Annotated in this window: 24 protein-coding genes; 12 read left to right on the top strand and 12 right to left on the bottom strand. The window is 71.1% G+C overall.

Annotation, left to right across the window (positions count from 1 at the left end; translation table 11 throughout):
• Window positions 1–11: 11 nt before the first annotated feature.
• From AB0B57_RS24310 to AB0B57_RS24300, 3 genes are all read right to left on the bottom strand, one after another.
• The gene (locus tag AB0B57_RS24310) at window positions 12–1,268 is read right to left on the bottom strand and encodes a sigma-70 family RNA polymerase sigma factor (RefSeq protein WP_357074028.1); all 1,257 of its coding nucleotides are present in this window, start codon (window positions 1,266–1,268) and stop codon (window positions 12–14) included.
• Window positions 1,269–1,271: 3 nt separating this feature from the next.
• Window positions 1,272–1,664 (bottom strand): YciI family protein, encoded by a 393-nt coding sequence (locus AB0B57_RS24305; protein WP_357074380.1) that lies wholly within the window; start codon window positions 1,662–1,664, stop codon window positions 1,272–1,274.
• Between the two features lie 291 nt (window positions 1,665–1,955).
• On the bottom strand, window positions 1,956–2,333 hold the full coding sequence (locus tag AB0B57_RS24300; RefSeq protein WP_357074025.1) for a hypothetical protein: 378 nt from the start codon (window positions 2,331–2,333) through the stop codon (window positions 1,956–1,958).
• A gap of 133 nt (window positions 2,334–2,466) precedes the next feature.
• Here AB0B57_RS24300 and AB0B57_RS24295 point away from each other — a divergent pair, with 133 nt between their 5' ends.
• Together AB0B57_RS24295 and AB0B57_RS24290 are read left to right on the top strand one after the other, a co-directional pair.
• Complete coding sequence (locus tag AB0B57_RS24295) at window positions 2,467–3,210, top strand: neutral zinc metallopeptidase (protein ID WP_357074022.1); 744 nt, start codon at window positions 2,467–2,469, stop codon at window positions 3,208–3,210.
• Between the two features lie 120 nt (window positions 3,211–3,330).
• The gene (locus AB0B57_RS24290; RefSeq protein ID WP_357074377.1) at window positions 3,331–3,981 is read left to right on the top strand and encodes an HAD family phosphatase; all 651 of its coding nucleotides are present in this window, start codon (window positions 3,331–3,333) and stop codon (window positions 3,979–3,981) included.
• Between the two features lie 50 nt (window positions 3,982–4,031).
• Here AB0B57_RS24290 and AB0B57_RS24285 read toward each other — a convergent pair whose 3' ends face one another.
• The 4 genes from AB0B57_RS24285 to AB0B57_RS24270 all read right to left on the bottom strand — a co-directional run bounded on the left by AB0B57_RS24285 (window position 4,032) and on the right by AB0B57_RS24270 (window position 9,537).
• Window positions 4,032–6,587, bottom strand: coding sequence for an ABC transporter permease (locus AB0B57_RS24285; RefSeq protein WP_357074019.1), 2,556 nt, complete (start codon window positions 6,585–6,587; stop codon window positions 4,032–4,034).
• A complete protein-coding gene (locus AB0B57_RS24280) occupies window positions 6,587–7,354 on the bottom strand; it encodes an ABC transporter ATP-binding protein (RefSeq protein ID WP_357074016.1) in 768 nt (255 codons plus the stop codon). Before AB0B57_RS24280 ends, AB0B57_RS24285 begins: the two co-directional genes overlap by 1 nt.
• A gap of 355 nt (window positions 7,355–7,709) precedes the next feature.
• Window positions 7,710–8,396 carry a response regulator transcription factor gene (locus AB0B57_RS24275; RefSeq protein WP_357074013.1) on the bottom strand — a complete coding sequence of 229 codons (687 nt, stop codon included), beginning with the start codon at window positions 8,394–8,396 and terminating at the stop codon, window positions 7,710–7,712.
• A 226-nt stretch (window positions 8,397–8,622) separates the two neighbouring features.
• The gene (locus AB0B57_RS24270) at window positions 8,623–9,537 is read right to left on the bottom strand and encodes a PD-(D/E)XK nuclease family protein (protein WP_357074009.1); all 915 of its coding nucleotides are present in this window, start codon (window positions 9,535–9,537) and stop codon (window positions 8,623–8,625) included.
• Window positions 9,538–9,614: 77 nt separating this feature from the next.
• Here AB0B57_RS24270 and AB0B57_RS24265 point away from each other — a divergent pair, with 77 nt between their 5' ends.
• The 3 genes from AB0B57_RS24265 to AB0B57_RS24255 are packed head-to-tail and all read left to right on the top strand — an operon-like array spanning window position 9,615 to window position 12,383.
• Complete coding sequence (locus AB0B57_RS24265; protein ID WP_357074006.1) at window positions 9,615–10,769, top strand: site-2 protease family protein; 1,155 nt, start codon at window positions 9,615–9,617, stop codon at window positions 10,767–10,769.
• A gap of 44 nt (window positions 10,770–10,813) precedes the next feature.
• Window positions 10,814–11,764 carry a tRNA (adenine-N1)-methyltransferase gene (locus AB0B57_RS24260; RefSeq protein ID WP_357074374.1) on the top strand — a complete coding sequence of 317 codons (951 nt, stop codon included), beginning with the start codon at window positions 10,814–10,816 and terminating at the stop codon, window positions 11,762–11,764.
• Window positions 11,765–11,810: 46 nt separating this feature from the next.
• On the top strand, window positions 11,811–12,383 hold the full coding sequence (locus AB0B57_RS24255) for a hypothetical protein (RefSeq protein WP_357074003.1): 573 nt from the start codon (window positions 11,811–11,813) through the stop codon (window positions 12,381–12,383).
• Window positions 12,384–12,435: 52 nt separating this feature from the next.
• Here AB0B57_RS24255 and AB0B57_RS24250 read toward each other — a convergent pair whose 3' ends face one another.
• Window positions 12,436–12,729, bottom strand: a complete 294-nt coding sequence (locus AB0B57_RS24250) for a ferredoxin (protein ID WP_357074000.1) — start codon at window positions 12,727–12,729, stop codon at window positions 12,436–12,438.
• 178 nt (window positions 12,730–12,907) lie between these two features.
• Here AB0B57_RS24250 and arc point away from each other — a divergent pair, with 178 nt between their 5' ends.
• From arc to prcA, 7 genes are all read left to right on the top strand, one after another.
• Window positions 12,908–14,692 carry a proteasome ATPase gene (gene arc, locus AB0B57_RS24245; RefSeq protein WP_357073997.1) on the top strand — a complete coding sequence of 595 codons (1,785 nt, stop codon included), beginning with the start codon at window positions 12,908–12,910 and terminating at the stop codon, window positions 14,690–14,692.
• Between the two features lie 131 nt (window positions 14,693–14,823).
• Window positions 14,824–16,788 (top strand): hypothetical protein, encoded by a 1,965-nt coding sequence (locus AB0B57_RS24240; protein WP_357073994.1) that lies wholly within the window; start codon window positions 14,824–14,826, stop codon window positions 16,786–16,788.
• 121 nt (window positions 16,789–16,909) lie between these two features.
• Window positions 16,910–18,427, top strand: a complete 1,518-nt coding sequence (gene dop, locus AB0B57_RS24235) for a depupylase/deamidase Dop (protein WP_357073992.1) — start codon at window positions 16,910–16,912, stop codon at window positions 18,425–18,427.
• Between the two features lie 104 nt (window positions 18,428–18,531).
• The gene (locus tag AB0B57_RS24230; RefSeq protein WP_030332902.1) at window positions 18,532–18,747 is read left to right on the top strand and encodes a ubiquitin-like protein Pup; all 216 of its coding nucleotides are present in this window, start codon (window positions 18,532–18,534) and stop codon (window positions 18,745–18,747) included.
• Between the two features lie 186 nt (window positions 18,748–18,933).
• Entirely contained in the window at window positions 18,934–19,455 is a 522-nt protein-coding gene (locus tag AB0B57_RS24225; RefSeq protein WP_357073989.1) for an endonuclease VII domain-containing protein, read from the top strand.
• Window positions 19,374–20,213 carry a proteasome subunit beta gene (gene prcB, locus AB0B57_RS24220; RefSeq protein ID WP_357073986.1) on the top strand — a complete coding sequence of 280 codons (840 nt, stop codon included), beginning with the start codon at window positions 19,374–19,376 and terminating at the stop codon, window positions 20,211–20,213. The genes AB0B57_RS24225 and prcB overlap by 82 nt, the downstream gene beginning before the upstream one ends.
• Window positions 20,214–20,274: 61 nt before the next feature.
• A complete protein-coding gene (gene prcA / locus AB0B57_RS24215; protein ID WP_357073983.1) occupies window positions 20,275–21,105 on the top strand; it encodes a proteasome subunit alpha in 831 nt (276 codons plus the stop codon).
• A gap of 129 nt (window positions 21,106–21,234) precedes the next feature.
• On the opposite strand, the gene AB0B57_RS24210 is transcribed toward prcA, so the two are convergent.
• From AB0B57_RS24210 to rfbD, 4 genes are read right to left on the bottom strand one after another with little or no spacing between them, the layout of a single operon-like run.
• Window positions 21,235–22,533 carry a polysaccharide biosynthesis protein gene (locus tag AB0B57_RS24210; RefSeq protein WP_357073980.1) on the bottom strand — a complete coding sequence of 433 codons (1,299 nt, stop codon included), beginning with the start codon at window positions 22,531–22,533 and terminating at the stop codon, window positions 21,235–21,237.
• Complete coding sequence (locus AB0B57_RS24205; protein WP_357073977.1) at window positions 22,530–23,231, bottom strand: glycosyltransferase family 2 protein; 702 nt, start codon at window positions 23,229–23,231, stop codon at window positions 22,530–22,532. Before AB0B57_RS24205 ends, AB0B57_RS24210 begins: the two co-directional genes overlap by 4 nt.
• Window positions 23,224–23,595, bottom strand: a complete 372-nt coding sequence (locus AB0B57_RS24200; protein ID WP_357073974.1) for a DUF2304 domain-containing protein — start codon at window positions 23,593–23,595, stop codon at window positions 23,224–23,226. Before AB0B57_RS24200 ends, AB0B57_RS24205 begins: the two co-directional genes overlap by 8 nt.
• Entirely contained in the window at window positions 23,592–24,479 is an 888-nt protein-coding gene (gene rfbD / locus AB0B57_RS24195) for a dTDP-4-dehydrorhamnose reductase (protein WP_357073971.1), read from the bottom strand. Before rfbD ends, AB0B57_RS24200 begins: the two co-directional genes overlap by 4 nt.
• Window positions 24,480–24,570: the final 91 nt, after the last annotated feature.

Raw genomic sequence — 24,570 nt, 5'->3', positions numbered from 1 at the left:
CCGCCGCCGGCTCAGCCGGCAGGCGGCGGGTCGCCCGCGAGGCGGTCCGCGCGGGCGTTCAGGTAGCGCTGCTGCGCCAGGTTCGTCGAGCGCGCCGCCGCCCTCCGGTACGCCTCACGCGCCGCGCCCCGCTCACCTTCCAGCTCCCACAGGTGCGCGCGGGCGGCCGGCAGTCGGGGGTCGTCGGCCAGCCGCGCGTCGTCGGCCAGGTCGGCGAGCAGCGCCAACCCTGCCGACGTGCCCCGACTCATCGCCACCGCCACCGCGTGGTTGAGCGCCACCACCGGGTTGTCGGAGATGCCCAGCAGCACCTCGTACAGGGCGGTGATCTGCGCCCAGTCGGTCTCCCGCGCGCTGGGCGCCTCGTCGTGCAGTGCCGCGATGGCCGCCTGCACCTGGTACGCCCCGACGACCCCGCGCGGCAGCGCCCCGGTGATCAGCTCGACCCCCTCGGCGATCTGGTCGGCCCGCCACCTGCCCCGGTCCTGCTCGGCCATCGGCACCAACTCGCCGTGCGGGCCGAGCCGCGCCGGAGCCCGCGCATCGGTGAGCAGCATCAACGCGAGCAGCCCGGTGACCTCGGGATCCTCGGGCAGCAGCCGGTGCACCAGGCGGGTCAGCCGGATCGCCTCGGTGGTCAGGTCGGCGCGCAGCAACCCGGGACCGGCCGTGCGGGCATACCCCTCGGTGAAGATCAGGTAGAGCACGTGCAGCACGGCGGCGAGCCGGTCGGCGCGCTCCGGGCCGGTCGGCGGCGCGAACCGCAGTCCACTGTCCCGGATCCGTTGCTTGCCCCGGCTGATCCGCCGGGTCATCGTCGCCTCCGGCACCAGGAACGCACGCGCCACCTCGGCGGTGCTCAGCCCGCCCACGGCGCGCAGCGTGAGCGCGATCTGCGACGCCGGCGACAGCGCCGGGTGGCAGCACAGGAAGAGCAGGATGAGCGTGTCGTCCGCGTCCGCCGGCGAATGGTCAGCCGCCGGAGCGCGCCACTGCTCCGGCAACACCCACCGCGCCACCGTGTCCTCCCGCCGCATCCGGGCCTGTTCGGAGCGCAGCAGGTCGGTCAGCCGGCGGGACGCGACGGTGATCAACCAGCCGCGCGGGTTGTCCGGTACGCCGTCGCGCGGCCACCCGCGCACCGCCGCGATCAGCGCCTCCTGCACCGCGTCCTCAGCGGTGTCGAAGTGCCCGTAGCGACGTACCAGCGCGCCGAGGACCTGCGGCGCCAGCTCGCGCAGCAGGTCCTCGACGCGTGTCTGCGGCATCGGTCAGCCGGCCAGGTCCTCGATGCCCTCCAGTACCGGCCGCACGTCCACGTACCCGTCGGGGGCGGTGGGGTCGACAAGTCCGGCGGCGATCTCGGTGGCCCGGTCGAAGCTGGCGCACTCCACGATCGTGTAACCCGCCAGGACCTCCTGCGTCTCCGGGTACGGGCCGTCGGTGACCACGGGTGCGCCCTCGCGTACCTGCACCCGGCGCGCGTGCACGGGCTCGGTCAAGCCCTGGGCGTCCACCAACTCCCCGGACTCGGCCAGCGCCTGGTGGAACGTCTCCATGTGCTTGTGCATCGCCGCGACCTGCTCGGCCGACATCGCCGGCCGGTCGGAAGCCCGCCCCGACAACACGTCGTAGTCCTGCTGGGAGCCGTACAGCAAAATCATGTACTTCACGGGTGTTCCCTCCTGTCTCTGGTGCCGCCGCGGCACCGCTCACCAGAAACGTCGAAGCCCAACCCCCCACCCAGACACCACCCCACCCCCACCCCACCCACCCACCCACCCACCCACCCCACCCACCCCACCCACCCCCGATTCGGTGCGTTGATCATGAGGTTATAGCTCCGACACGCCGACATCGAAGGCTATAACTCCATGATCAACGGGGGAGGGGTGGGCGGCACGGCGACCAGGGCGACACCTGGCAGCGCGGCCGGGAGCCCGGCGGCTGACGAGTCACTGGCCGTAGGAACGGCGGAGCCGGTCATTGATCAGGTAGTTGAGCCGGTGCCGCAGGTACCCGAGGGTGCTCTCGCTCGGCACCTCCCCGTCGGTGGTGAGCGTCCACCGCAGCGCGCACTCCGGGCCGGGCGGGTGGGCGGCCAGGTCGAAACGGACCCGGTCCAGCGGCCGGTGCGGCCACAGCGACGACCAGATCAGCAGTACGGGGGCGTAGCCGGCCAGCACCCGCGGCGGCACCTCGTCGTCACGTAGCTCCAGCCAGGGCCGGCTAGCGACCTCGTACGGGTCGCGCAGCGAACGCCACACGACGTGTGGAGGGGCCGGCTGACGGCGAAGGCGGCTGCCCAGCTCGTGCATGACGATCCTCCTCACCCGCCCCGTCTCCTTATGGTTGTACGGCAAGGTGAACCATCCGCAGCCGGCGCGCGTGAATCCGGTGCGTGGGCGTGGCGGTCGTATCGTCGGGGTACTGCGCAACGCGAGCACGGATGTCTGGGGAGGCACAGTGGGCACACGGTCCGGACGCGATGCCCGGGGCCCGGTGGCGGCCCTGCTGACCGCGGCCCTGCTGTCGCTCGCCTGCGCGGGCGGCGGGTTGGCCGAGCCGGAGGGCGAGCGCCCCGCACCGGCCGGTTCGCCGGGCTCCCCGGGGCCGACCACCACCCGGGCCGACGGCACCACGAGCGTCGCCGAGTTCAAGCAGGACGTCGCCGACGCGCAGACGATCGCCGAACGGTACTGGGCGGCCCAGTTCAAGGAGTCCGGGCAGCGGTTCCAACCGATCCGGCGGATCACCCCGTACCAGCGGGCGGGCGAGGTGTCCTGCGGGGGCGAGCCGCTGCCCCGCAACAACGCCGTCTACTGCTCGCGGGGCGACTTCATCGCGTACGACGTCGCCTGGTCGGTGGCGGCGTTCCGCCAGGTCGGTGACGCGTTCGTGTTCTACCTGCTCGGCCACGAGTACGCCCACGGCATCCAGGTGCGGCTCGGCATCAACTACAGCTTCACCATCCAGCAGGAGTTGCAGGCCGACTGCATGGCCGGCGCGTACCTCGGCGACTCGGTGCGCGCCAAGGCCCTGACCCTGGCCGACGGTGACCTGGACGAGTTCCGAGAGGGGCTGGCGGCCGTGGGCGACGACCCGGACCAGCCGTGGTTCGCGGAGGGCTCGCACGGCACCGCGCAGCAGCGCACCGACTCGTTCTTCCGTGGCTACGAGCGTTCCCTGGAGGCCTGCGACCTGGGCTGAGCGGGTTGCCCGGATCACGTCGGTGCCCAGCACGGTCACCGGCGGTGCCCGGGCCTGGCAGGATCGCCGGTGTCGCCCACGACCCTGGAGGATCCGCTGAGCAGCCACCACCTTGCCGCCGTGCTCTTCGACATGGACGGCACGCTTGTCGACAGCGAGAAGCTGTGGGACGTCGCGTTGGAGGAACTCGCCCGGGAGTACGGCGGGGAGCTGTCCGAGGACGCCCGCCGGGCGATCATCGGCACCAGCATGGCGGAGTCGATGCGGCTCCTGCACGACGACCTGGGGCAGCCCGAACGGGACCCGGAGATCAGCGGAGCGTGGATCTACGCCCGGATCCTGGAGTTGTTCCGCGGCGGCCTGCCCTGGCAGCCCGGCGCGTTCGAGCTGCTGCGTGCCGTCCGCGCGGCGCGGATCCCCACCGCGCTTGTCACCTCCAGCCCCCGGGCGCTCGTCGAGATCGCCCTGGACACCCTGGGCCGGGACAACTTCGACGTGGTGGTCGCGGGCGACGAGGTCGTGGCGGCCAAACCGCACCCCGAGCCCTACCTGACCGCGGCCCGCCTGCTGGGTGTGCCGATCGAGCGGTGCGTGGCGATCGAGGACTCGCCGACCGGGGTGGCCAGCGCACGCGCCTCGGGTGCGGCGGTGCTGGCCGTACCGGCGGAGGTGGCGCTCGCGCCCACTGCCGGCGTACACCAGGTGCAGAGCCTGACCGGCGTGGACCTGGCGCTGCTCGCGGCGCTGCTGGCCGACCGGGCCGCGGCCTAGCGAGGAAAAGGGGGCCCCGGCGTCCGCCGAGGCCCCCTTTTCCTTCCTGCTCAGTCGTGGGCGATCGCGCCCAGGACGTTGATCCGAGCCGCCCGGATGGCCGGGAGCACCGCGGCCACCACCCCGATGATCGCGGCCAGGCCGAGGAAGACACCCATCTGCCCCCAGGGCAGGATCAGGTCGGTGATCCCCTCGTCCTTGAGTGCCTCGACCACGGCGGCGCCGAGGCCGGTGCCGACCGCCACGCCCAGCAGCGCGCCGAACACGGAGATCACCACCGCCTCCACGGTGATCATGCCCATGGTCTGCGACCGGCGCAGGCCGATCGCCCGCAACAGACCCAACTCCCGGGTCCGCTCCAGCACCGAGAGCGCCAGGGTGTTGATGATGCCGAGTACGGCGATCACGATGGCCAGGGCCAGCAGGATCTGGATCATCGTGAGCAGCCCGTCGAGCTGACCGGTCTGCTGCTTGATGAACGCGTCCCGGTCGGCCACCGACACCTCGGGGCTGTCCGCCAGCAGCGTCTCCACCTGGGGCTGCACGTCGGCGACCCGGGCACCGGGGGCGAGCTGGATGAAGCCCTGGATCGGCTGCGGGATGGTGAAGTCCGTCGCGGCCTGCACCGGCAACGTCACCGGGTTGGTCAACTGGGACGACTCGTAGATGCCGCTGACGGTGTACGTGCGGGCCTCACCGCGGGTCAGCTGCACCTTGACCGTCGAGCCCACCGACCAGCCACGCGAGGTGGCCGTGTCGGAACTGGCCAGCATCTGCGTCGGCCCGAGCCGGTCGATGTCACCGGCGGTGGCCTTCGCCCCGAAGATCTGCCGCAGCGACGTGATGTCACTGCTGGCCGCGACCCAGGTGCTCTTGCCGTCGAGCTTCGCCATGTCGCCGTACTCGCCGTCGACCAACTGCACACCGGGCAGGGTCTTGGCCTTGTCCAGCACACCCGGGTCGAAGCTCGGCGGACGCGGACCACCCTGCTGACCGGAGATCACCAACTCGGCCTTGATGGTGTCCTGGGCGAGGGCGCTGATGCTGCCCTTGGCCGAGTCGAGGATCACCGTGACGCCGGTGACCAGCGCGATGCCGACCATCAGCGCGGCGGCGGTGATCGCCGTGCGGCGCGGGTTGCGCCCGGAGTTGAGCCGGCCCAGCTTGCCCGGCACCGACCAGGAGAAGATCGCACCGAGCAGGCCCACCACCGGCCGGCTGATCAACGGGGTCAGCAGCGCCACACCGATGAAGGCGAACAGCACCCCACCCAGGATGGTGGGCAGCGTGCTGCCGCGGGCGTTGCCGCTGAGCCCCAGGAAGAGCAGCACCGCGCCGATGGCGGTGACCACCGACCCGGCCACGGTGATCTTGGTCAACGGCCGGTCCGGGGTGGCCACGTCCTGCATGGCCGCGATCGGCGGGATCCGGGATGCCCGCAGCGCCGGCAGCAGGGCCGCCACCACGGTGATGACCAGACCGACCGCGAACGAGCCGATCACCGCGGCCGCTGGCACACCGATCCCGGCCAGGGTGAGCCCACCGGCCAGCTTGCCGAACAGGAACGCCAGCAGCGCCCCCACCCCAATGCCGGCGGCGAGGCCGAGCACCGAGGCGATCAGGCCCACCGCGATGGCCTCCAACACCACCGAGCCGATGATCTGCCGGCCGCTGGCCCCGATGGCGCGCATCAGCGCCAACTCCCGGGTGCGCTGCGCGACGATGATCGAGAAGGTGTTGAGGATCAGGAACGTGCCGACCAGCAACGCCACCGCGGCGAAGCCGAGCAGGATCTTGTTGAAGAAGGACAGCCCCTCCTTCAAGCTGGCCGCCGCGTCCGCGGCCAGCTGCTCACCGGTCTTCACCTCGAAGTCCGGGCCCAGGGTGCGGGCCACGTCGTCGCGCAGCGTCTTGTCGGAGACCCCACTGGCGGCGTTGACGGTGATGCTGCTGAACGTGTCCGGCTGGCCGAGCATCAGCCGCTGCGCCACCGGCGTGGTGAAGAAGACCTCGTTGACCCCGCCGATCGAGTCCCGGTCGCCGCTGTAACCCATGATGCCGACCAGGGTGAAGTCGCGCTTCTTCGACTCGAACGCGGTGAGCACGCCGACCTTCTGGCCCACCTGCACCTTCGCCGTCGTGGCCAACGCCTTGTTGAGCACGATCTCGTCCTCGGCCTGCGGCGCGCGGCCCTCCCGCAACTGCATCAGCTCGGTCTCGCCGATCCAGTTCTCGCCCAACTGCGGCGGGCCGAACGAGGTGACCACCTTGCCGTTGCTGCCGATCACGCGGGCGCCGTCGGCGTTGACGATGCCGGTCGCCGACGCCACCCCCGGCGCCTGCTTGACCCGTTCCACCACGGCGGCGGGCAGCGGGGCGTTGGTCTGCTCGCCCTCCATCTCGCTGAGCTCCACCTTCGGCTTCGCCGCGACGTTCACGTCGATCTCGGAGTAGCCGTCGGCGAAGACCGAGTCGAACGAGCGACCCAGCGTGTCGGTCAACACGAAGGCACCGGAGACGAACATCACCCCGAGCACCACCGCCAGACCGGACAGGATCAGCCGGACCTTGCGGGCCAGCAGACTCTTCATTGTCGCCCGGAACATCAGTTGCCCACCTCGGCCGGAGTGTCCAGCTTCTTCATGGTGTCCAACACCGTCTCGGCGGTCGGCTCGATCAGCTCCGAGACGATCTGCCCGTCGGCGAGGAAGACCACCCGGTCGGCGTACGCCGCGGCGGTCGGGTCGTGGGTGACCATCACGATCGTCTGACCGTGCTCGCGGACCGAGTTGCGCAGGAAGTTGAGCACCTCCGCGCCGGAGCGCGAGTCCAGGTTACCGGTCGGCTCGTCCGCGAAGATCACCTCGGGGCGGGAGACGAGCGCCCGCGCGCAGGCCACACGCTGTTGCTGCCCGCCGGAGAGCTGAGCCGGCCGGTGGTCCAGCCGGTCCTTCAGACCGACCGTGGTGATCACCGTGTCGTACCAGGTCGGGTCCGGCTTGCGCCCGGCGATCGAGAGCGGCAGCAGGATGTTCTCCTTGGCGGTCAGCGTGGGCAGCAGGTTGAACTGCTGGAAGATGAAGCCCACCTTGTCGCGGCGCAGCTTCGTCAGCCCCGCGTCACCCAGCCCGGTGACTGTCGTCTCACCGATCGCCACCGTCCCCCGGGTCACCGAGTCCAGGCCGGCGAGGCAGTGCATCAGCGTCGACTTACCCGAACCGGACGGCCCCATGATCGCGGTGAACCGGCCACGTTCGAACTCGGCGCTGACCCCCCGTAGCGCGATGACCTGAGCCTCGCCGCTGCCGTACACCTTCCACACGTCGTTCGCCCGGGCCGCGGCCTGCGCCTGCTGGCCTACCGTCGCGGTCACGTCATCTACCTCTTCCGTCTGTCCGTATGTTCACGCCGCCCCCCGATGGTCCGGCGTGACTGTTCCATCATCGGCGCTGATCACGCCCGTTCCGTCCGCCCACGGGGGGACCCGGCGCGGATTTCCCGCTGCGGGTGGCCCCCGATGCCGGCTCAGGGTTGCCCCTGACCCGACGGCCGGTCGACCTCTTTCCCACGACCGGCGCCGCCGCCGAACCCGACTCTGGTCCCTCACGTCACAGGAGGGTCAACAGCGCCGCGCCGTCTCCGGTCACGGTAGGTGACGACGGCAACGAGGCCGTCCCCCCACGGAGGGATTCCCGAGTACGCCCGGTGGGGTAGTCGCCGAACGCCGGCTACGCCCGTGGGCGGATCAGACCCGACTCGTACGCCAGCACCACGGCCTGCACCCGGTCCCGCAGTCGTAGCTTCGTCAGCAGGCGCCCGACGTGGGTCTTCACGGTGGTCTCGCTGACCGACAGCACCGCCGCGATCTCGGCGTTGGACAACCCCCGCGCCACCTGCACCAGCACCTCGCGTTCCCGGTCGGTCAGCGCGCTGAGCACCGGCGAGGGTGTCGCCGCCGGGTCGGGCAGCAGGTCGGCGAAGCGCTCCAGCAGCCGCCGCAGGATCCGCGGCGCGACCACCGCGTCCCCGCCGGCCACCGTGCGGATCGCCGCGATCAACTCCTCGGCGGGCACGTCCTTGGCCAGGAACCCGCTGGCACCCGCGCGCAGCGCCCCCACCACGTACTCGTCCAGGTCGAACGTGGTGAGCACCAGCACCCGCACCGGCAACCGGGCGTCGACGATCGCCCGGGTCGCGGCCACCCCGTCCATGCGGGGCATCCGGATGTCCATCAGCACGACGTCGGGCAGCAGCCGCCGGGACAGCTCCACCGCCTCCACACCGTCGCCGGCCTCGGCGACCACGTCCAGGTCACCCTCGGCCCCCAGGACCATCCGGAAGCCGGTGCGCAGCAGCGGTTGGTCGTCGGCGAGCAGGATCCGTACCGGCCGCGCCGAGGCCCCCCGATCCGTCATCTCGTCTCCCGTTCCGCCGACGCCGTGCCCGCACCGCTCATCCTCGCGTACCCCGGACGGTGCGTCGCGGACCACGGTAGAGGCCACCCCGCCGCGGTGTCCCCACCGACGCGGCACCGCTTCGATCGGGCCCGTCGGCCGGGCCGCGGTGCCTCGCGGCGAGGGCGCGGTCGGCGGCCGGCCGCCCACCTTGCGGCGGGGGCACGGGCGGCCCGCCGCGAGGCGCTCACTCGTCGGCGCCGGGCACCACCGGGGCGGAGCGGGCGTCGCGCAGCGGATCGGCGGTCGCCGCGGCGACCGGAAACGGCGGCGGGGTGCCGCCGAAACTCGGGCACAGCGCCTGGTGGCTGCACCAGTCGCAGAGCCGGCTCGGCCGGGGGCGGAAATCCTGCCGGGCGGTGGCCTGCTCGATCGCCCGCCACAACGCCACCACCGTGCGCTCGAAGCGGAGCAACTCGTCGGCGTCCGGCGTGTAGTCCAACACCTCCGCGTCGCGCAGGTAGAGCAGCCGCAGCACCCGGGGCACCACCCCCCGGGTGCGCCACAACACCAGCGCGTAGAACTTCAGCTGGAACAGCGCCCGCGCCTCGAACGCCTCCCGTGGCGCGCCCCCGGTCTTGTAGTCGACCACCCGCAGCGCGCCGTCCGGAGCGACATCGAGCCGGTCGAGATAGCCCCGGATCAGCAACTCCTCGTCGACCACCGCCGAGATCAGGCTCTCCCGTTCGGCCGGCTCCAGCCGGGTCGGGTCCTCCACCGCGAAGTAGCCCTCCAACAGCCCCGCGGCCGAGCGGAGGAACTCCACCGGACCGGCCGGCTCCGCCCCGTCGAAGATCGCGGCCAGTTCCGGCTGCTCGGTGACCAGCCGGTCCCACTGGGGGGCCACCAGATCGCCGGCCGCCGCTGGTGTGCGGCCCTGCGCGGGCAGGTCGAACAGGCGCTCCAGCACCGCGTGCACAAGCGTGCCCCGGGCCTGCTCGATCGTGGTGCGCTCGGGCAGCCGGTCGATGCTACGGAACCGGTAGAGCAGTGGGCAGGTCTTGAAATCCGCCGCCCGCGACGGCGACAGCGAGGCCCGCACCGTCGGCGGCGCCTGCGCCGGAGAGGAGGGCTGGGAGGTGGTGACCGGTTCCGCCGTCATGTCGGCAAAGGTTAGGGCACCGGTGTGACACCGACCGCCGCCCGCCCCGCACGGCGACGGTCCGTAGCATCTGGGCGATGGAGCAGACACCCCGGCCGCCGCGCCGACCCGATCGGCGTCTCGGCCTGAACGTCGGCCGCGTGTTCGGGGTGCCGCTGCACCTCAACGGCTCCATGGTCCTGCTCGCGGTGTTCATCGCCGTGCTGTACGCCGAGTTCGCCCGCCGACAGCTGGACCTGCCGCAGATCAGCGGCTACCTGATCGGCTTCGGGTTCGTCGTGTCGCTGCTCGGCTCGGTGCTCCTGCACGAGCTGGGCCACGCCCTCACCGCCCGGCGCTACGGCATCGGTGTGCGCGGAATCACCCTGGAACTGCTCGGCGGCTACACCGAGATGGACCGGGACGCCCCGTCGCCCCGCGTCGACCTGCTGGTCTCGCTGGCCGGCCCGGCGGTCTCCGCGGTGCTCGGCGTCCTCGCGGTCGCCGCCACCCTCGCCCTGCCCGAACGGACGGTGGCGCACCAACTCGCCTTCCAACTCGCCGTCAGCAACGTCATCGTCGCCCTGTTCAACAGCCTGCCCGGGCTGCCCCTCGACGGCGGCCGGGCGCTGCGCGCCGCGGTGTGGGGGCTGACCCACGACCGGCACCTCGGCACCGAGGTCGCCGGGTGGGCCGGCCGGGTCGTCGCGGTCGGCACCGCCGCCCTGGTCGGGCTGCTCACCGTGACCGACTACCTGGCGCCGCTCGCGCTGCCGCTGATGCTGCTGGTCGCCATCACTCTCTGGCGCGGCGCCGGGCAGTCCATCCGGGCCGCCCGGGTCAGCCGCCGGTTCCCGCTGATCGACCTGTCCCGGCTGGCCCGCCCGGTCTGGCCGGTGGCCACCGGTACGCCCCTGGCCGAGGCCCAGCGCCGACGCGCCGAAGGTGGGCAGCCCGCCTCGGCCCTGCTGGTCACCGACTCCACCGGCCGGCCGGTGGCGCTCGTCGACCCGGCCGCCGCCGACGCGGTGCCCGTCGACCGCCGACCGTGGTTGGCGGTGGACTCCGTCGCCCACGCGCTGGGCTCACTTCCCGCGCTGCCGGTCGGCCTGGACGGCGAGCGGGTGATGGAGGCCGTACAGGCCCACCCGGGCGCGCAGTACGTGGTGACGTCAGGCGAAGATGTCGTCGGCATTCTGCACATCGCGGACCTGGCACAGCTCCTCGAACCCAACCGGAAGATGACACCGTGACCGCAACTCCCTCCACCGTCGGAGCCGACCCCACCACCCCGGCGCTGACACCCGTGCACCGTGGGCCGTTCCGGCCCGGCGACCGGGTCCAGCTGACCGACCCCAAGGGGCGGATGCACACCGTGACGCTGGAGCCCGGCAAGGAGTTCCACACCCACCGCGGCATCCTGGCGCACGACACGCTGATCGGGCTCCCCGACGGCAGCGTGGTGACCACCGCCGGTGGCGGCACCGCGTTCCTCGCCCTGCGGCCGCTCCTGTCGGACTACGTGCTGTCCATGCCCCGCGGCGCCCAGGTGATCTACCCGAAGGACTCGGCGCAGATCGTCGCCATGGGTGACATCTTCCCCGGCGCGAAGGTCCTCGAGGCCGGCGCCGGCTCCGGCGCGCTGAGCTGCTCCCTGCTGCGGGCCGTCGGCACCGAGGGTGAGCTGCACTCCTTCGAGCTGCGCGACGACTTCGCCCAGATCGCCAAGCGCAACGTCGAGGCGTTCTTCAACGGGCCGCACCCGTCGTGGCACCTGCACGTCGGTGACGTCGCCCAGTGTCAGGAGACCGGCTTCGACCGGATCATCCTGGACATGCTGACCCCCTGGGAAACTCTCGACATGGTCGAGCGGGCGCTGGTCCCCGGCGGGGTGTTCATCGGCTACGTCGCCACCACACCGCAGCTGTCCGAGCTGGTGGAGGCGCTGCGCGAGCGCGGCGGCTGGACCGAGCCGCGCGCCTGGGAGTCGCTGGTGCGCGACTGGCACGCCGAGGGCCTCGCCGTCCGGCCGGACCACCGGATGATCGCGCACACCGCGTTCCTGGTGTCCGCGCGCAAACTGGCCCCCGGGGTCACCGCGCCGCCGCGCCGCCGCAAGCCCAGCAAGGGCACCGAGGCGTACGCGCAGCGCCGCCAGGACCTGCGCGCGGCGGAGGCGGCCCGACAGGCCGCCGCCGTGGCGGCAGACGCCCAGTCCGACGGTACGGGGGAGATGGGCAGGCCGTGACCATCGAGCTGGCTGCCGGCACCGTCGAGCAGGGGGAGGCGCTGGCATGAGCCGACCGGGCTACGGCGGCGGTGACCTCCCCGCGGTCTTTCCCGACTGGTCGCCCTACCAGGATCTGGAATCGGCGGCACGGGCCTACCTGCGCGACCCCGACGTCGCACTGGAGGCTCTGGGCGGCGTGCTGCGCGGCGCATCGGTGCTCGGCTTCACCCTGGAACGCTTCGTCAACGAGGTCAACGGCGTGTGGCAGGAGGTCGTCGTCTGCGACGGCAGCCGGCTGATCCTGTGGCACGGCGAGGACGTGCCGCCGGAGGAGGGCCCACCGGGCTCGATGACGTCGTCGCTGCGGGTCGTGCCGGTCTCCACCGTCACCGAGGTCGGCTGCCGGCGGCGGCTCAACCGTTCCGAGAACGGCGAGATCCGGGTCGACAGCATCGACGTCTACCTGCTACTCACCTCACTGGACGAGGCGCCGCCGAGCGAGGAGATGGTCGGCACACCACGACACGACGCGCTGCGCTTCGGTAAAACCCTCGACGACGGCGGGGCCGGGCAGATCGCCCGGTTGGAGGAATTCGCGCGGCTGGTCGCCTCGGTGGTCGGCCGACCGATGCTCTGAGGCGTACCCCATCCGGACCCGGCCGGGCCGCGCGGCCCGGCCGGTGGGTGGCTCAGCCGTCCTCGGCGTCCGGACCGGCGACCTCGACACCGTCGCCGCGCACCACGTGGATGCAGTCGCCCGGGCACTCCTTCGCGGAGTCGATCACCTCGAGCCGCAGGTGCTCGGGCACGTCGACGCGGCTGCCCGGCGTCGTCCGCAGCTCACCGTCGGCACCCTTGACATACGCCAGGCCGTCGATGTCGAACTCGAAAACCTCCGGCGCGTACTGCACGCAGAGCCCATCGCCCGTGCACAGATCCTGGTCCACCCAGACCTGCAGCTGATCGGTCGCGACCTCGGTCACCGGCGCACCCCCCATGTTCTCCCGTCCTACGCTTCGACGGTACCCGAACGCCAGTAACGGCCCGTCAGGCCACCCTTGGCGATCAAGGTTCGGTGACGAGGGTGTTGCGTGGGACCGAATCGGCCTCATAGCGGCTAGTGTTAGGGCAGAACGTTCAAGCCCCCCGGGGAGGTGGGACGTGGCAGCACGCAGCGACGACGCGGACTCGCGCGCCGCACGGTGGGAGAAGGAAGCCCACGATCTCTCCACGCAGGTCGCGTTCCTGCAGGAGGAACTCGCTCTGGTGCGGCGTAAGTTGACCGAGAGCCCCCGACACGTCCGGCAGCTCGAAGAGCGGCTGGCGGCCACCCAGGCACAGTTGGCGCGGCTGACCGAGAACAACGACCGGCTGGTGAGCACCCTCAAGGAGGCTCGCACGCAGATCGTGACGCTCAAGGAAGAGATCGACCGGCTCGCGCAACCGCCGAGTGGCTACGGTGTCTTCCTGGCCAAGCACGACGACGGCTCGGTGGACGTCTTCACCGGCGGTCGCAAACTACGGGTCGCGGTCTCACCCTCGCTCGACGTGGGTGACCTGCGCCGTGGCCAGGAGGTCCTGCTCAACGACGCGCTCAACATCGTCGACGCGTTCGGCTACGAGCGGGTCGGTGAGGTCGTGATGCTCAAGGAGATCCTGGAGGGACCAGGCGGCGGGCCGGGTGACCGGGCGCTCGTGGTCTCGCACTCCGACGAGGAACGCATCGTGCACCTCGCCGAGACCCTCATCGGCTCGGCGATCCGAGCCGGCGACTCGCTCATGATCGAGCCCCGCTCGGCGTACGCGTACGAGCGGATCCCGAAGAGCGAGGTCGAGGAGCTGGTCCTGGAGGAGGTGCCCGACGTCGACTACGGCGACATCGGTGGCCTCCAGTCGCAGATCGAGCAGATCCGCGACGCGGTGGAGCTGCCGTTCCTGCACGCGGACCTGTTCCGTGAGCACCAGCTCCGCCCGCCCAAGGGCATCCTGCTCTACGGCCCGCCCGGCTGTGGCAAGACGCTCATCGCCAAGGCGGTGGCCAACTCGCTGGCCAAGAAGATCGCCGAACGGCAGGGCAAGGAGAAGCACACCAGCTTCTTCCTCAACATCAAGGGCCCCGAGCTGCTCAACAAGTACGTCGGCGAGACCGAGCGGCACATCCGGCTGATCTTCCAGCGTGCACGGGAGAAGGCCGGCGAGGGCACCCCGGTGATCGTGTTCTTCGACGAGATGGACTCGATCTTCCGGACCCGCGGCTCCGGTGTCTCCTCCGACGTGGAGAACACCATCGTCCCGCAGCTGCTCAGCGAGATCGACGGCGTGGAGGGGCTGGAGAACGTCATCGTCATCGGCGCCTCCAACCGGGAAGACATGATCGACCCGGCCATCCTGCGCCCCGGTCGGCTCGACGTGAAAATCAAGATCGAGCGACCGGACGCCGAAGCGGCCAAGGACATCTTCTCCAAGTACATCCTCGCCGGGCTGCCCCTGCACCCGGATGACCTGGCCGAGCACGCGGCCGACCCCCAGGCCACCGTCGCGGCGATGATCGACGCCGTGGTGCTGCGGATGTACTCCGAAACCGAGGAGAACCGCTTCCTCGAGGTCACCTACGCCAACGGTGACAAGGAAGTCCTCTACTTCAAGGACTTCAACTCCGGCGCGATGATCCAGAACATCGTCGACCGGGCCAAGAAGATGGCCATCAAGGAGTTCCTCACCTCCGGTCGCAAGGGTCTGCGCCTGCAGCACCTGCTCGACTCCTGCGTCGACGAGTTCCGCGAGAACGAGGACCTCCCCAACACCACCAACCCCGACGACTGGGCCCGCATCTCCGGCAAGAAGGGCGAGCGGATCGTCTACATTCGCACGCTCGTCTCCGGCGGCAAGGGCGCCGAGGCCGGGCGGTCCATCGAGACCGCCAGCAACACCGGCCAGTACCTCTGAGTAAACGGTGACACCGGCGGGCCCGGGACGCGACGCGTCCCGGGCCCGCCGATCACACCGGCCCCCCACACACGCTCGACCGCACCGGATACGCTGTTGCGCCCCCCTCAATCGACCCGTCGAGGATCCGCGTGCCGTCCGAGCTCACCGTCACCGTCCCGCCGGCACGCGCCGCGGTCGACCCGGGCACCCCGCCGCCCGCCCGCACCCACCGTTCGCTGCTCATCGCACTCGCGGCAGCCTGGCTGATCCCCGCCGCGGCGTACCCCCTGCACCTGACCTGGCTGCTGCCCCCGCTCGTGCTGCTGGCCACGGCCAGCCTGCTGCGCGGTGGCCGGACCCTGCTCGACCGCCTGCTGCTCGGCGCTCTGCTGCTCGTCGGCACCACCACCGTCGCCGGCCTGCTCTTCACGGTCTGGCCATGGGGGCTGCACCCGGTCGCGGTCAACGGCGCCGCGCTGACGGCGCTCACCCTCATCGCGGCGGCCACCGGCCGACGTCCCACCCTGCCGCGTCCGGGCTGGACCGACCTGCTGCCGATCATCGCCGCCGCCGCCACCGTCGGCTATCTCGCCCAGCCCTGGCTGCGCGCCGGCACCCTCGCCGGGCGTCTCAGCCTGCTCGCCCTCGGCGAGGACAACTTTCGCCACGTCGCCCTCGTCGACGCCATCGGCCGGCTCGGCGGGTACGCCTTCCTCGACCCGGCCGGCTCCCGCGACCACATCGTCTCGTTGCTCGCCCGCTATCCGCAGGGATGGCACCTCACCACCGCGCTCCTCGACACGCAGCTGCGCTCGGCCACCGGCACGCCCAGTGGGGTCAGCAGCCTCACCCACTACGGGTGGTGGTGCCTCGCCACCTTCGGCCTGCTCACGCTCACCCTCTTCTGGGCCGCCCAGCGACTGCCCGGCCCCCTGCACCCGTTGCACCGCGGCGTCCTGACCATCGTCGTCGGGGCGCTCGTCCTCGGCAGTCAGATGCCCCGCCTGCTGATCGCCGGCTACCCCAGCGAGGTGCTCGGCCTCGCCCTGGCCGTCGCGCTGGCCGCCCTGGTCGTCCGCCCCCTGGCCGGCAACCGCGAACAACTCGTGCTGCTGGCCGCCCTGCTCATCGGCATCGGCTTCACCTACTACCTCTTCCTCCCACCGGCCGGGCTGCTCGTCCTCGGCTGGCTCATCGCCCACCGCCGCGAGCTGTCCCAGATCCGCCGGACGCTGCTCGCCGTCGGCCTGGTCACCGCACTGCTCGCCCCGCTGCCCCTGCTGGTCGGCGTCCTCGGCGACAGCCAGACCGAAGCGCTCGACGCCAAGGCCGGCCCCGAACTCGCCGAGGCGTGGCGCGCGCTGCTCGGCCTCACCCCGATCGTGCTGATCGCCCTCGTGATCCAGGCCCGCCGCGCCGACCGGGCCTGGCGCCGCCACCTCGCCGCCGTGCTGGTGGCGGTCGGGTTCGCCCTCGCCATCGCCTTGGCCAACGTCCTCACCGGCGTCCAGCCCGCCTACTACTTCATGAAGGGCACCCACCTCGCCACCGGCCTGCTCATCGTCGGCACCGCCGCCCTGGTCCGGCTGCTGCCCGTGCCGTCCGGCGCCGACCGCCGCGACCGGATCCGCGCCGCCGCCCCAGCCGTGCTCGCCGCCGCCCTGGCCGTGCTCACCGTCGTGACGCTCTGTGGGCTGACCGGTTGGCGCGGCAGCCTGCTCGTGGTCGACAAGCAGAGCTGGACCTGGCTCCTGGTCCAGCACAACGTCGACAAGCCGTCGAGGGTGGCTCGGGTCTGCGCGGCCGCATACCGCCGTCACCCCGTCCAGCAGGGCACCGTCACCGTCGTGCTGGACCGCACCGCCTACCGCGGTTACGCCGAATCGATCTGCCTGTCCGCGCTGCAGGCCAGCACCGCGCAGACCGAACAGGCCATCTACCTGCCCGTGTTCGAGGAACCCGAGCGCACCCGCAAGATAATGCGCGAAACGTCCGGTCCGATCCGACTGCTGGTCAGCGACCCGGCCGCGCAGGGACGTGTCGACAGTCTGCTCACCAGATACCCCGAACTGCGGTCACGCGTCACCACCGTGCCGATGATCATCAAGTACTGAGCGCGCCGCCACCGCGACGACACCCGTAACCCGCTCGCACCGGCGTGCCCCCGTCCCCGAACAGTCGGACTACGCTCGACATGACGGGGGACCGGGTCGGGCGAGCGAAGCGGGTAGATCGATGAGCGTAAGACGGATCATGGGCACCGAGGTCGAGTACGGTATCTCCGTGCCCGGACAGGCCGGAGCCAACCCGATGGTCACCTCATCACAGGTGGTCAACGCCTACGGGGCACGCCCCGAGCTCAACCGGGGCGGTCGAGCCCGCTGGGACTACGAGGAAGAGTCGCCGCTGCGCGACGCCCGCGGTTTCACCTACTCCGGGGCCGCCTACGACCCCGCCGAGGCACTGGCCGACGAGGATCTCGGCCTGGCCAACGTGATACTCACCAACGGTGCACGTCTCTACGTCGACCACGCCCACCCCGAATACTCCACCCCGGAGGTCACCACCCCACGCGACATCGTGCGGTGGGACAAGGCCGGCGAGCGGGTGATGGCCGAGGCGTCCCGCCGCGCCGCCACCATCCCGGGCAGCCAGCCGATCCACCTCTACAAGAACAACACCGACAACAAGGGCGCCAGCTACGGCGCCCACGAAAACTACCTGATGCGTCGGCAGACCCCGTTCGCCGACATCGTGGCGTACCTGACGCCGTTCTTCGTCACCCGCCAGATCGTCTGCGGCGCCGGCCGGGTCGGCATCGGCCAGGACGGTGGGCAGAGCGGCTTCCAGATCTCCCAGCGCGCCGACTTCTTCGAGGTCGAGGTGGGACTGGAGACCACACTCAAGCGGCCGATCATCAACACCCGCGACGAGCCACACGCCGACGCCGACAAATACCGCCGGCTGCACGTCATCATCGGCGACGCCAACCTCTCCGAAATCTCCACCTACCTCAAGGTCGGCACCACCGCGCTGATCCTCAACATGATCGAGGAGAAGGCGCTCGGTCCCGACCTCGGCATCGCCGACCCGGTCAGCGAGTTGCGCGCGGTCAGCCACGACCCCGGCCTGTCGCACCTCATGCGACTGCGCGACGGTCGCCGGCTCACCGCACTGGACCTGCAATGGGCGTACCTGGAACGGGCCCGGTCCTTTGTCGACGACCGCTACGGCACCGACGCCGACGAGCAGACCGTCGACGTGCTCGACCGCTGGGAGAGCGTCCTTGACCGGCTCGGCCGCGACCCGATGCTCTGCGTCGACGAGCTGGACTGGGTGGCCAAGCTGCGGCTGCTCGAGGGTTACCGCGAGCGGGAGAAGCTCGGCTGGGGCTCGCACAAGCTCCAGCTCGTCGACCTACAGTATTCCGACGTCCGGCCGGAGAAGGGCCTCTACCACCGCCTGGTCACCCGGAAGGCGATGAAGACGCTGCTCACCGACGACGAGACACGCACCGCGATGACCGAGCCGCCGGAGGACACCCGGGCCTACTTCCGGGGCCGCTGTCTGGCCCAGTACGCCTCCGAGGTCGTCGCCGCGAGCTGGGACTCGGTGATCTTCGACGTGGGCCGCGAGTCGCTGGTCCGGGTGCCGATGATGGAGCCGGAGCGCGGCACGCGCGCGCATGTGGGGGCGCTGTTCGACCGTTGCGCCAGCGCCAAGGATCTGCTGGAGACGTTGACCGGCGGCTGAACGCACGTCCTTATGCCCGTCGCGTGCCGTAAGCCGGCGCGCGGCGGGCTTTTCGTCGCCCGCGCGAGGTAAGTTCATCGCAGACGATCGTGGAGGAGGCAGCAGTGGCCACTCATGACAGCGGCGGCCAGTCGCAGTCCGGCAAGTCCCGTCAGGGCGAGGAAATCGAGGACGTCACCACCGAGGCCAACCCCGAGGTGGCCGAGCGGCACGCCGAGATCACCGAGGACGTCGACGACCTCCTCGACGAGATCGACTCCGTTCTCGAAGAAAATGCAGAGGAGTTCGTGAGGGGCTACGTGCAAAAAGGAGGTCAGTGAGCATATAGGGTCAATTCGGACATGCCTAGAGCGAACGACGATCGAGACGGACTTCGTCGCTGCCGAGATTGCAGCGAATGGAAGACGCTCGATCAGTTCTGTGCGAGCTCCAAGCGGCCGGGTGGGCGGGGCAGCTACTGCAAGCCCTGCTTCAACGAGCGGTCCAAGGCAAGTTACGCGCGTCGGGTGAAGGCAAAGTTCGACCGCGAGGTGCGCGAAGGTCGCGTCGTGCCCGAGGGTCACAAGTTCTGCCCGACCTGCGATGCGGTCAAGCCGTTCGATGCCTTCCCCCGTAACCGGGCGGACACCTCCGGTTATGGCACCTACTGCAAGCCCTGCCACAACACCAGGACCAGAGAGACGAAAGAGCGGCTGTACGGAGGTAACCGCGAATACCACCTGCGGCGGCGGTACGGCGTCGGGGAGAAGGAGTTTCAGGAGCTCCTGGCCGAGCAGGGCGGGGTCTGTGCGATCTGTGGCGGCACGGACCCGCAACATCTGGACCACGATCATCGCACCGGTTGGGTGCGCGGGATACTCTGCTTCAACTGCAACGGTGGTCTTGGCCAGTTCCGTGACAGTCCCATGAGGCTGGCCAGGGCAATCACGTATCTGAGAGGAACCACGTGGCAGCGGGCTTTGATCCATCCGGGCGTCTACCAGATGTGTTCACCAACGCGGGGACGTCCTCCTTCACGACGTTCCTGAGTCGGGCGGCCCCCGAGATGCTGCCCGGTCGGCGGCCGCTGCCGCCGGGCATGGCAGCGGACCTGGCGCCGCACGCGACCACCATCGTGGCCATCTCGGCCGCCGGTGGCGTGGTGATGGCCGGCGACCGGCGGGCCACCATGGGCAACCTGATCGCCCAGCGCGACATCGAGAAGGTGCACCCGGCCGATGCGTACTCCCTGGTGGGGATCGCGGGCACGGCGGGCATCGGCATCGAGCTGATGCGACTGTTCCAGGTGGAGCTGGAGCACTACGAGAAGATCGAGGGCGCGATGCTCTCGCTCGACGGCAAGGCCAACCGGTTGGCGTCGATGATCCGGGGCAACCTGGGTGCGGCCATGCAGGGCCTGGCCGTGGTGCCGTTGTTCGCCGGGTTCGACCTGGCGGCCGCCGACCCGGCGAGGGCCGGTCGGATCTTCAGTTTCGACGTGACCGGCGGTCCGTACGAGGAGACCGGCTACGACGCCATCGGTTCCGGCTCGCTCTTCGCGAAGTCGGCGCTGAAGAAGCGTTTCCGCAGCGGTGTGTCGGTCGACGACGCCACCCGCCTCGCGGTCGAGGCGCTCTACGACGCGGCGGACGATGACACCGCGACCGGCGGCCCGGACCTGACCCGTCGGATCTATCCGGTGGTGATGACCGCTACCGCCGAGGGCACCCGCCGGTTGACCGACGCCGAGACGGCGGCGATCGCCGAGGGCGTGGTCGCCGGTCGGATGGAGAACCCGGGCGGGTGAGCCCCGTCCACCCCCACCAGTCAGCTGTCGTCAGCACCGCGCCGTAAGGAGAACCGCCGCCGTGGCCATGCAGTTCTACGCCTCGCCCGAACAGATCATGCGCGACCGCTCCGAGTTGGCCCGCAAGGGCATCGCTCGGGGTCGCAGCGCGGTGGTCCTCAGCTATTCCGGCGGGGTGCTCTTCGTCGCGGAGAACCTCTCCAGCGCCCTGCACAAGGTCAGCGAGATCTACGACCGGATCGGGTTCGCCGCGGTCGGTCGGTACAACGAGTTCGAGAATCTGCGCCGTGCCGGTGTGCGGATGGCCGACCTGAACGGGCTCAGCTACGACCGGCGTGACGTCACCGGGCGGGCCCTGGCCAACGCGTTCGCGCAGACACTGGGTGCGATCTTCACCGAGCAGTCGAAGCCGTTCGAGGTGGAGATCTGCGTGGCGGAGGTCGGGGCGACCGCGGAGGACGACGAGTTGTACCGGCTGACGTACGACGGCTCGGTCAACGACGAGCCGGGGCGGATGGCCATGGGTGGCCAGGCCGAGGCGATCACCGGGGTGCTGAAGTCGCAGCACCGCGCGGACATGTCTCTCGGCGAGGCGGCCCGGGTTGCGGTGCAGGCGTTGAGCACGGTTGGCGGTGAGGGCGGTGCCGCCCGGACGATCGCCGCCAACCAGTTGGAGGTGGCGGTGTTGGACCGCCACCGCGTGGGGCGTACATTCCGCCGGATCACCGGTGCGGCGCTGACCGCGTTGTTGGACGGCGATGTGTCCGCCGGCGAGCAGCCGGCGGAGGCGGGTGGGCCGGACACTCCGGCGCAGCCCACCACGGAGTCGCACAAGCCGACGACGTCGGCGGCGTCCGCCGACCTGGAGGACAAGCCGGCGGACGGCAAGTAGCAGCGGTCGACGCGGCGGGCGGCTGGGTGTCATGGCCGCCCGCCGCGGCATGTCCAGCACCGGGCTGCGGCCGCGGCACCCCGAGCGCCGCAGGTCAGCGTGACCTGGGTGCTCGGAGTGTGAGACCGATCAGACCCCGCCAGGCGTGGCGGCCTCGAAGGCCGGGGTGTGGGTGGGTGCCGGGGTGGTGGCGCGGCTGCGCAGCAGCACGGCCATGACGGCGGCGACCACGACGGAGCCGATGGCGTAGCCGAGCTCGACGCGCAGCGCGGTGGAGACCGGGGCGAGCGTCGCGACGACGAGTGCGGCCACGCCGATGGCCCAGGCGAGGGCCTGGGCCCGGTGCCGGTTGAGGGCGAGCAGTGCCTGGCCGAGGACCATCGCCCAGAGGTAGGCGAGGGTGGCGACGGCGAGCCAGGCGAAGTCGGCGTGGCCGAGGACGCCGGGCGCGTCGAAGAGGGTCTGCACCAGCCAGGGGCCGAGGAGCACGGCGAGGATGGCGCCGCTGAGGCCGAGGGTGCTGACGATGCCCAGGGCGCGGCGGAGCAGGTTGTGGAAGCCGCTGAGGTCGCCGGTGCTGGCCGAGGTGGCGAGGCCGGGTAGCAGCGATGCCTGCAGCGAGGCGAAGACGAACAGGGGGATCCGGACCAGCACCAGCGCGGAGAGCAGCGCGCCGGCGGTTGCCACGTCGGACGGGTCGAGCACCTTCACGTTGATCACGCCGATGTTGACCACGACCTGGGCGAGCAGGCTGGAGGCGGTGAGGAGGCCGAGGCCGCGCAGGAGGGCCGCCCAGGCCACGGGGGCGCCGCCGCCGATGGTCCGCAGGACCGGTGGCGCGGTGAGGATGGCACCGGCGACGGGCGCGATGACCAGCACCGCGCCGTACCAGACGGGGTTGGTGACGCCGTTGAGGCCGAGGACGGCGACGAGTGCGATGCGCAGGCCGCCGTCGATGCCGAGTTGGGCGCCGTACCAGGGGAACAGTTGCAGGCCGGAGAGGACGCCGCGGGTGGTGTGCGCGACGGCGAGCCCGGCCAGCGAGCCGATCAGGACGGTGACCATGGCGCTGTCGCCGGCGAAGAGCCGGTCGGCGAGGGTCTCCCGGGCGGCGATGATCAGGGCGACGACGGCGGCGAGTAGGCCGGCGGCCAGGGCCGCCCCCCGGGCCAGTACCGGCCCGGGGGGAAGGCCCTGGCTGTGCCGGGCGGCGACGAGTCGGGCGATCTCCTGCTCGACCGGCATGAACAGGCCGATGCCGAGGGTGAAGACGATCGACCAGAGTACGGAGAGAGAGGTGTAGTCCGCTCCGCTGAGGCTGTGCCCGGCGACCGCCAGGTGGACGTAGGAGGCGAGCCCCAGCAGGGCCAGCCCGGCGCCAACAGCGACGGTGCCCGGTGGGACCAGACTCAGGAGCCGGCGGATCACCGGCGAATGAGCGCCAACGTGAGGACGGCGAACGCGCGGCCGAGGTAGATCATGGCCTTGGCGGGGGAGTGGCTGGGGGTGCCCGCCATCCGCTTGCGCATGGCCACCGGCACCTGGCGGATGGTGTAGCCGCGTCGGGCGGTGTGCACGAGCGTCTCCACGGTGTCACCCAGGTATTCCACCGGGTACCAGGCGGCGAACATCTCGATCACCCGACGGTTGGCCGCCCGGAACCCGGAGGTGGTGTCGGTGAGCTTCGTGCGGGCGACGCGGGACAGCACGCCGGAGAGCATGACCATGGCCCAGCGGCGGGGGCCGCGGACGTTGTAGTCACCCTCGCCGGCGAACCGGGCGCCGATCACCAGGTCGGTCTCGTCGAGCAGGTCGACGAGTTTCGGCACGTACCGGGGGTCGTGCTGGCCGTCCGCGTCGATCTGGATGGCGACGTCGTAGTCGTGGTCGCGCGCGTACCGGTAGCCCACCCGCATGGCGCCGCCGACGCCGAGGTTGTAGGGCAGTTTCGCGACGAGGGCGCCGGCGGCGGCGGCGACCGCCGCGGTGCGGTCGGTGGAGCCGTCGTCGATGACGATCACGTCCACGCCGGGCAGCTCACCGCGGACCTCGCCGACCACGTCGGCGATCGAGCCGGACTCGTTGAGCGCCGGGATGATGATCAGAACCCGCTTGCCGTTAACCATCGGTGCGCACCAGTTCGTCTCGGGCCGCCCGGTCCGCGTCGATCTCGGTGCGGAGCAGAGCGAAGTCTTCTGCCAACGTGCGGGTCTCTTCTTCCAGGGCGCTGACCTCCCAACTGAGGTGCACGCACACCAGCAGCAGGAAGACGATGCCGAGGAAGAGCACGAGGCTCACGCCGGAGGCGACGCCGAGCAGCTCGGCGACGTTGTCCAGCAGGCGGGGGAAGAGCGACAGGGGGATGACGATCACCAGGACGCCGAGCCAGAGCATGCCGTATTTTTCGCGGAGCTGCCGGCGGCGCAGCAGCTCGACGATCGTGGCCAGCAGTATCAGGCCGGTCAAGCCGGTGACGAGGGTGAGCTTCATGCGACCTTCCACGGAGCGGGCGGAGCGGGGGAGTCGAACGCGTCGACGAGGGTGGCATGCCAGTCGGGGAGCGACGGCAGACCTGCGGCCGCCCAGCGGCTGTGCGCTAGCACACTGTACGCCGGACGGAGAGCAGGAAGAGGATACCGGTCGCTGGTGGTGGGTCGGATCCGGTCCGGGTCCAGACCGGCCAACGTGAACGTGGCGCGGGCCAGACCGTACTTGGTTGTCTGGCCGGCGCAGGTGCTGTGGTAGACACCGGGAGCCGCCCGGCCCTCCAGGGCTGCGTCGGCGAGTGCGACGAGCCGCTCGGCGAGCGGGTAGGACCAGGTGGGCTGGCCGTGCTGGTCGTCGACGACGGTGATGTGCTCCCGCTGGGCGGCGAGCCGGAGCATGGTGGCCACGAAGTTCGGCCCGTGCGCGCCGTACAGCCAGGCGGTGCGGACCACGTACCCGGTGTCGGGCAGCAGCCGGGCGACGGCCTGCTCGCCGACCAGCTTGCCCCGGCCGTAGGCGTTGATCGGCGCGGTGGGGGCGTCCTCCGGGTAGGGGGTCTTCGCGTCGCCGGAGAAGACGTAGTCGGTGGAAACCTGGATCAGCCGCGCGCCGCTGGCGGCACACGCCGACGCGAGATTCGCCACGCCGTTGCCGTTGACGGCGGTGGCTGCCGCCTCGTTGGCTTCGGCGCCGTCAACGTTGGTCCACGCCGCCGTGTTGATCACGATGTCGTGCTCGACGACCGCCTCGCGGACGGCGGCGGGATCGGTGATGTCCAGGTCGGCGCGGCCGGCCGCGGTCACCTTGAGGTCGGACCGGGTGTGCAGCACGGAGACCAGGTCCCGGCCGAGCATCCCGCCGGCGCCGGTGACGAGTAGTCGGGTCATGCGGTGGGTGTGGTCTTGAGGGGTTCCCACCAGGTGCGGTTGTCGCGGTACCAGGTGACGGTGTCGGCGAGGCCGGCGTCGAGGGTGATGC

It is taken from the genome of Micromonospora sp. NPDC049101 (assembly GCF_040648675.1).
In the GTDB taxonomy this organism is placed as follows: domain Bacteria; phylum Actinomycetota; class Actinomycetes; order Mycobacteriales; family Micromonosporaceae; genus Micromonospora.
The sequence above is the reverse complement of the archived record's forward strand: the minus strand, read 5'-3'. Positions and strand labels throughout refer to the sequence as shown.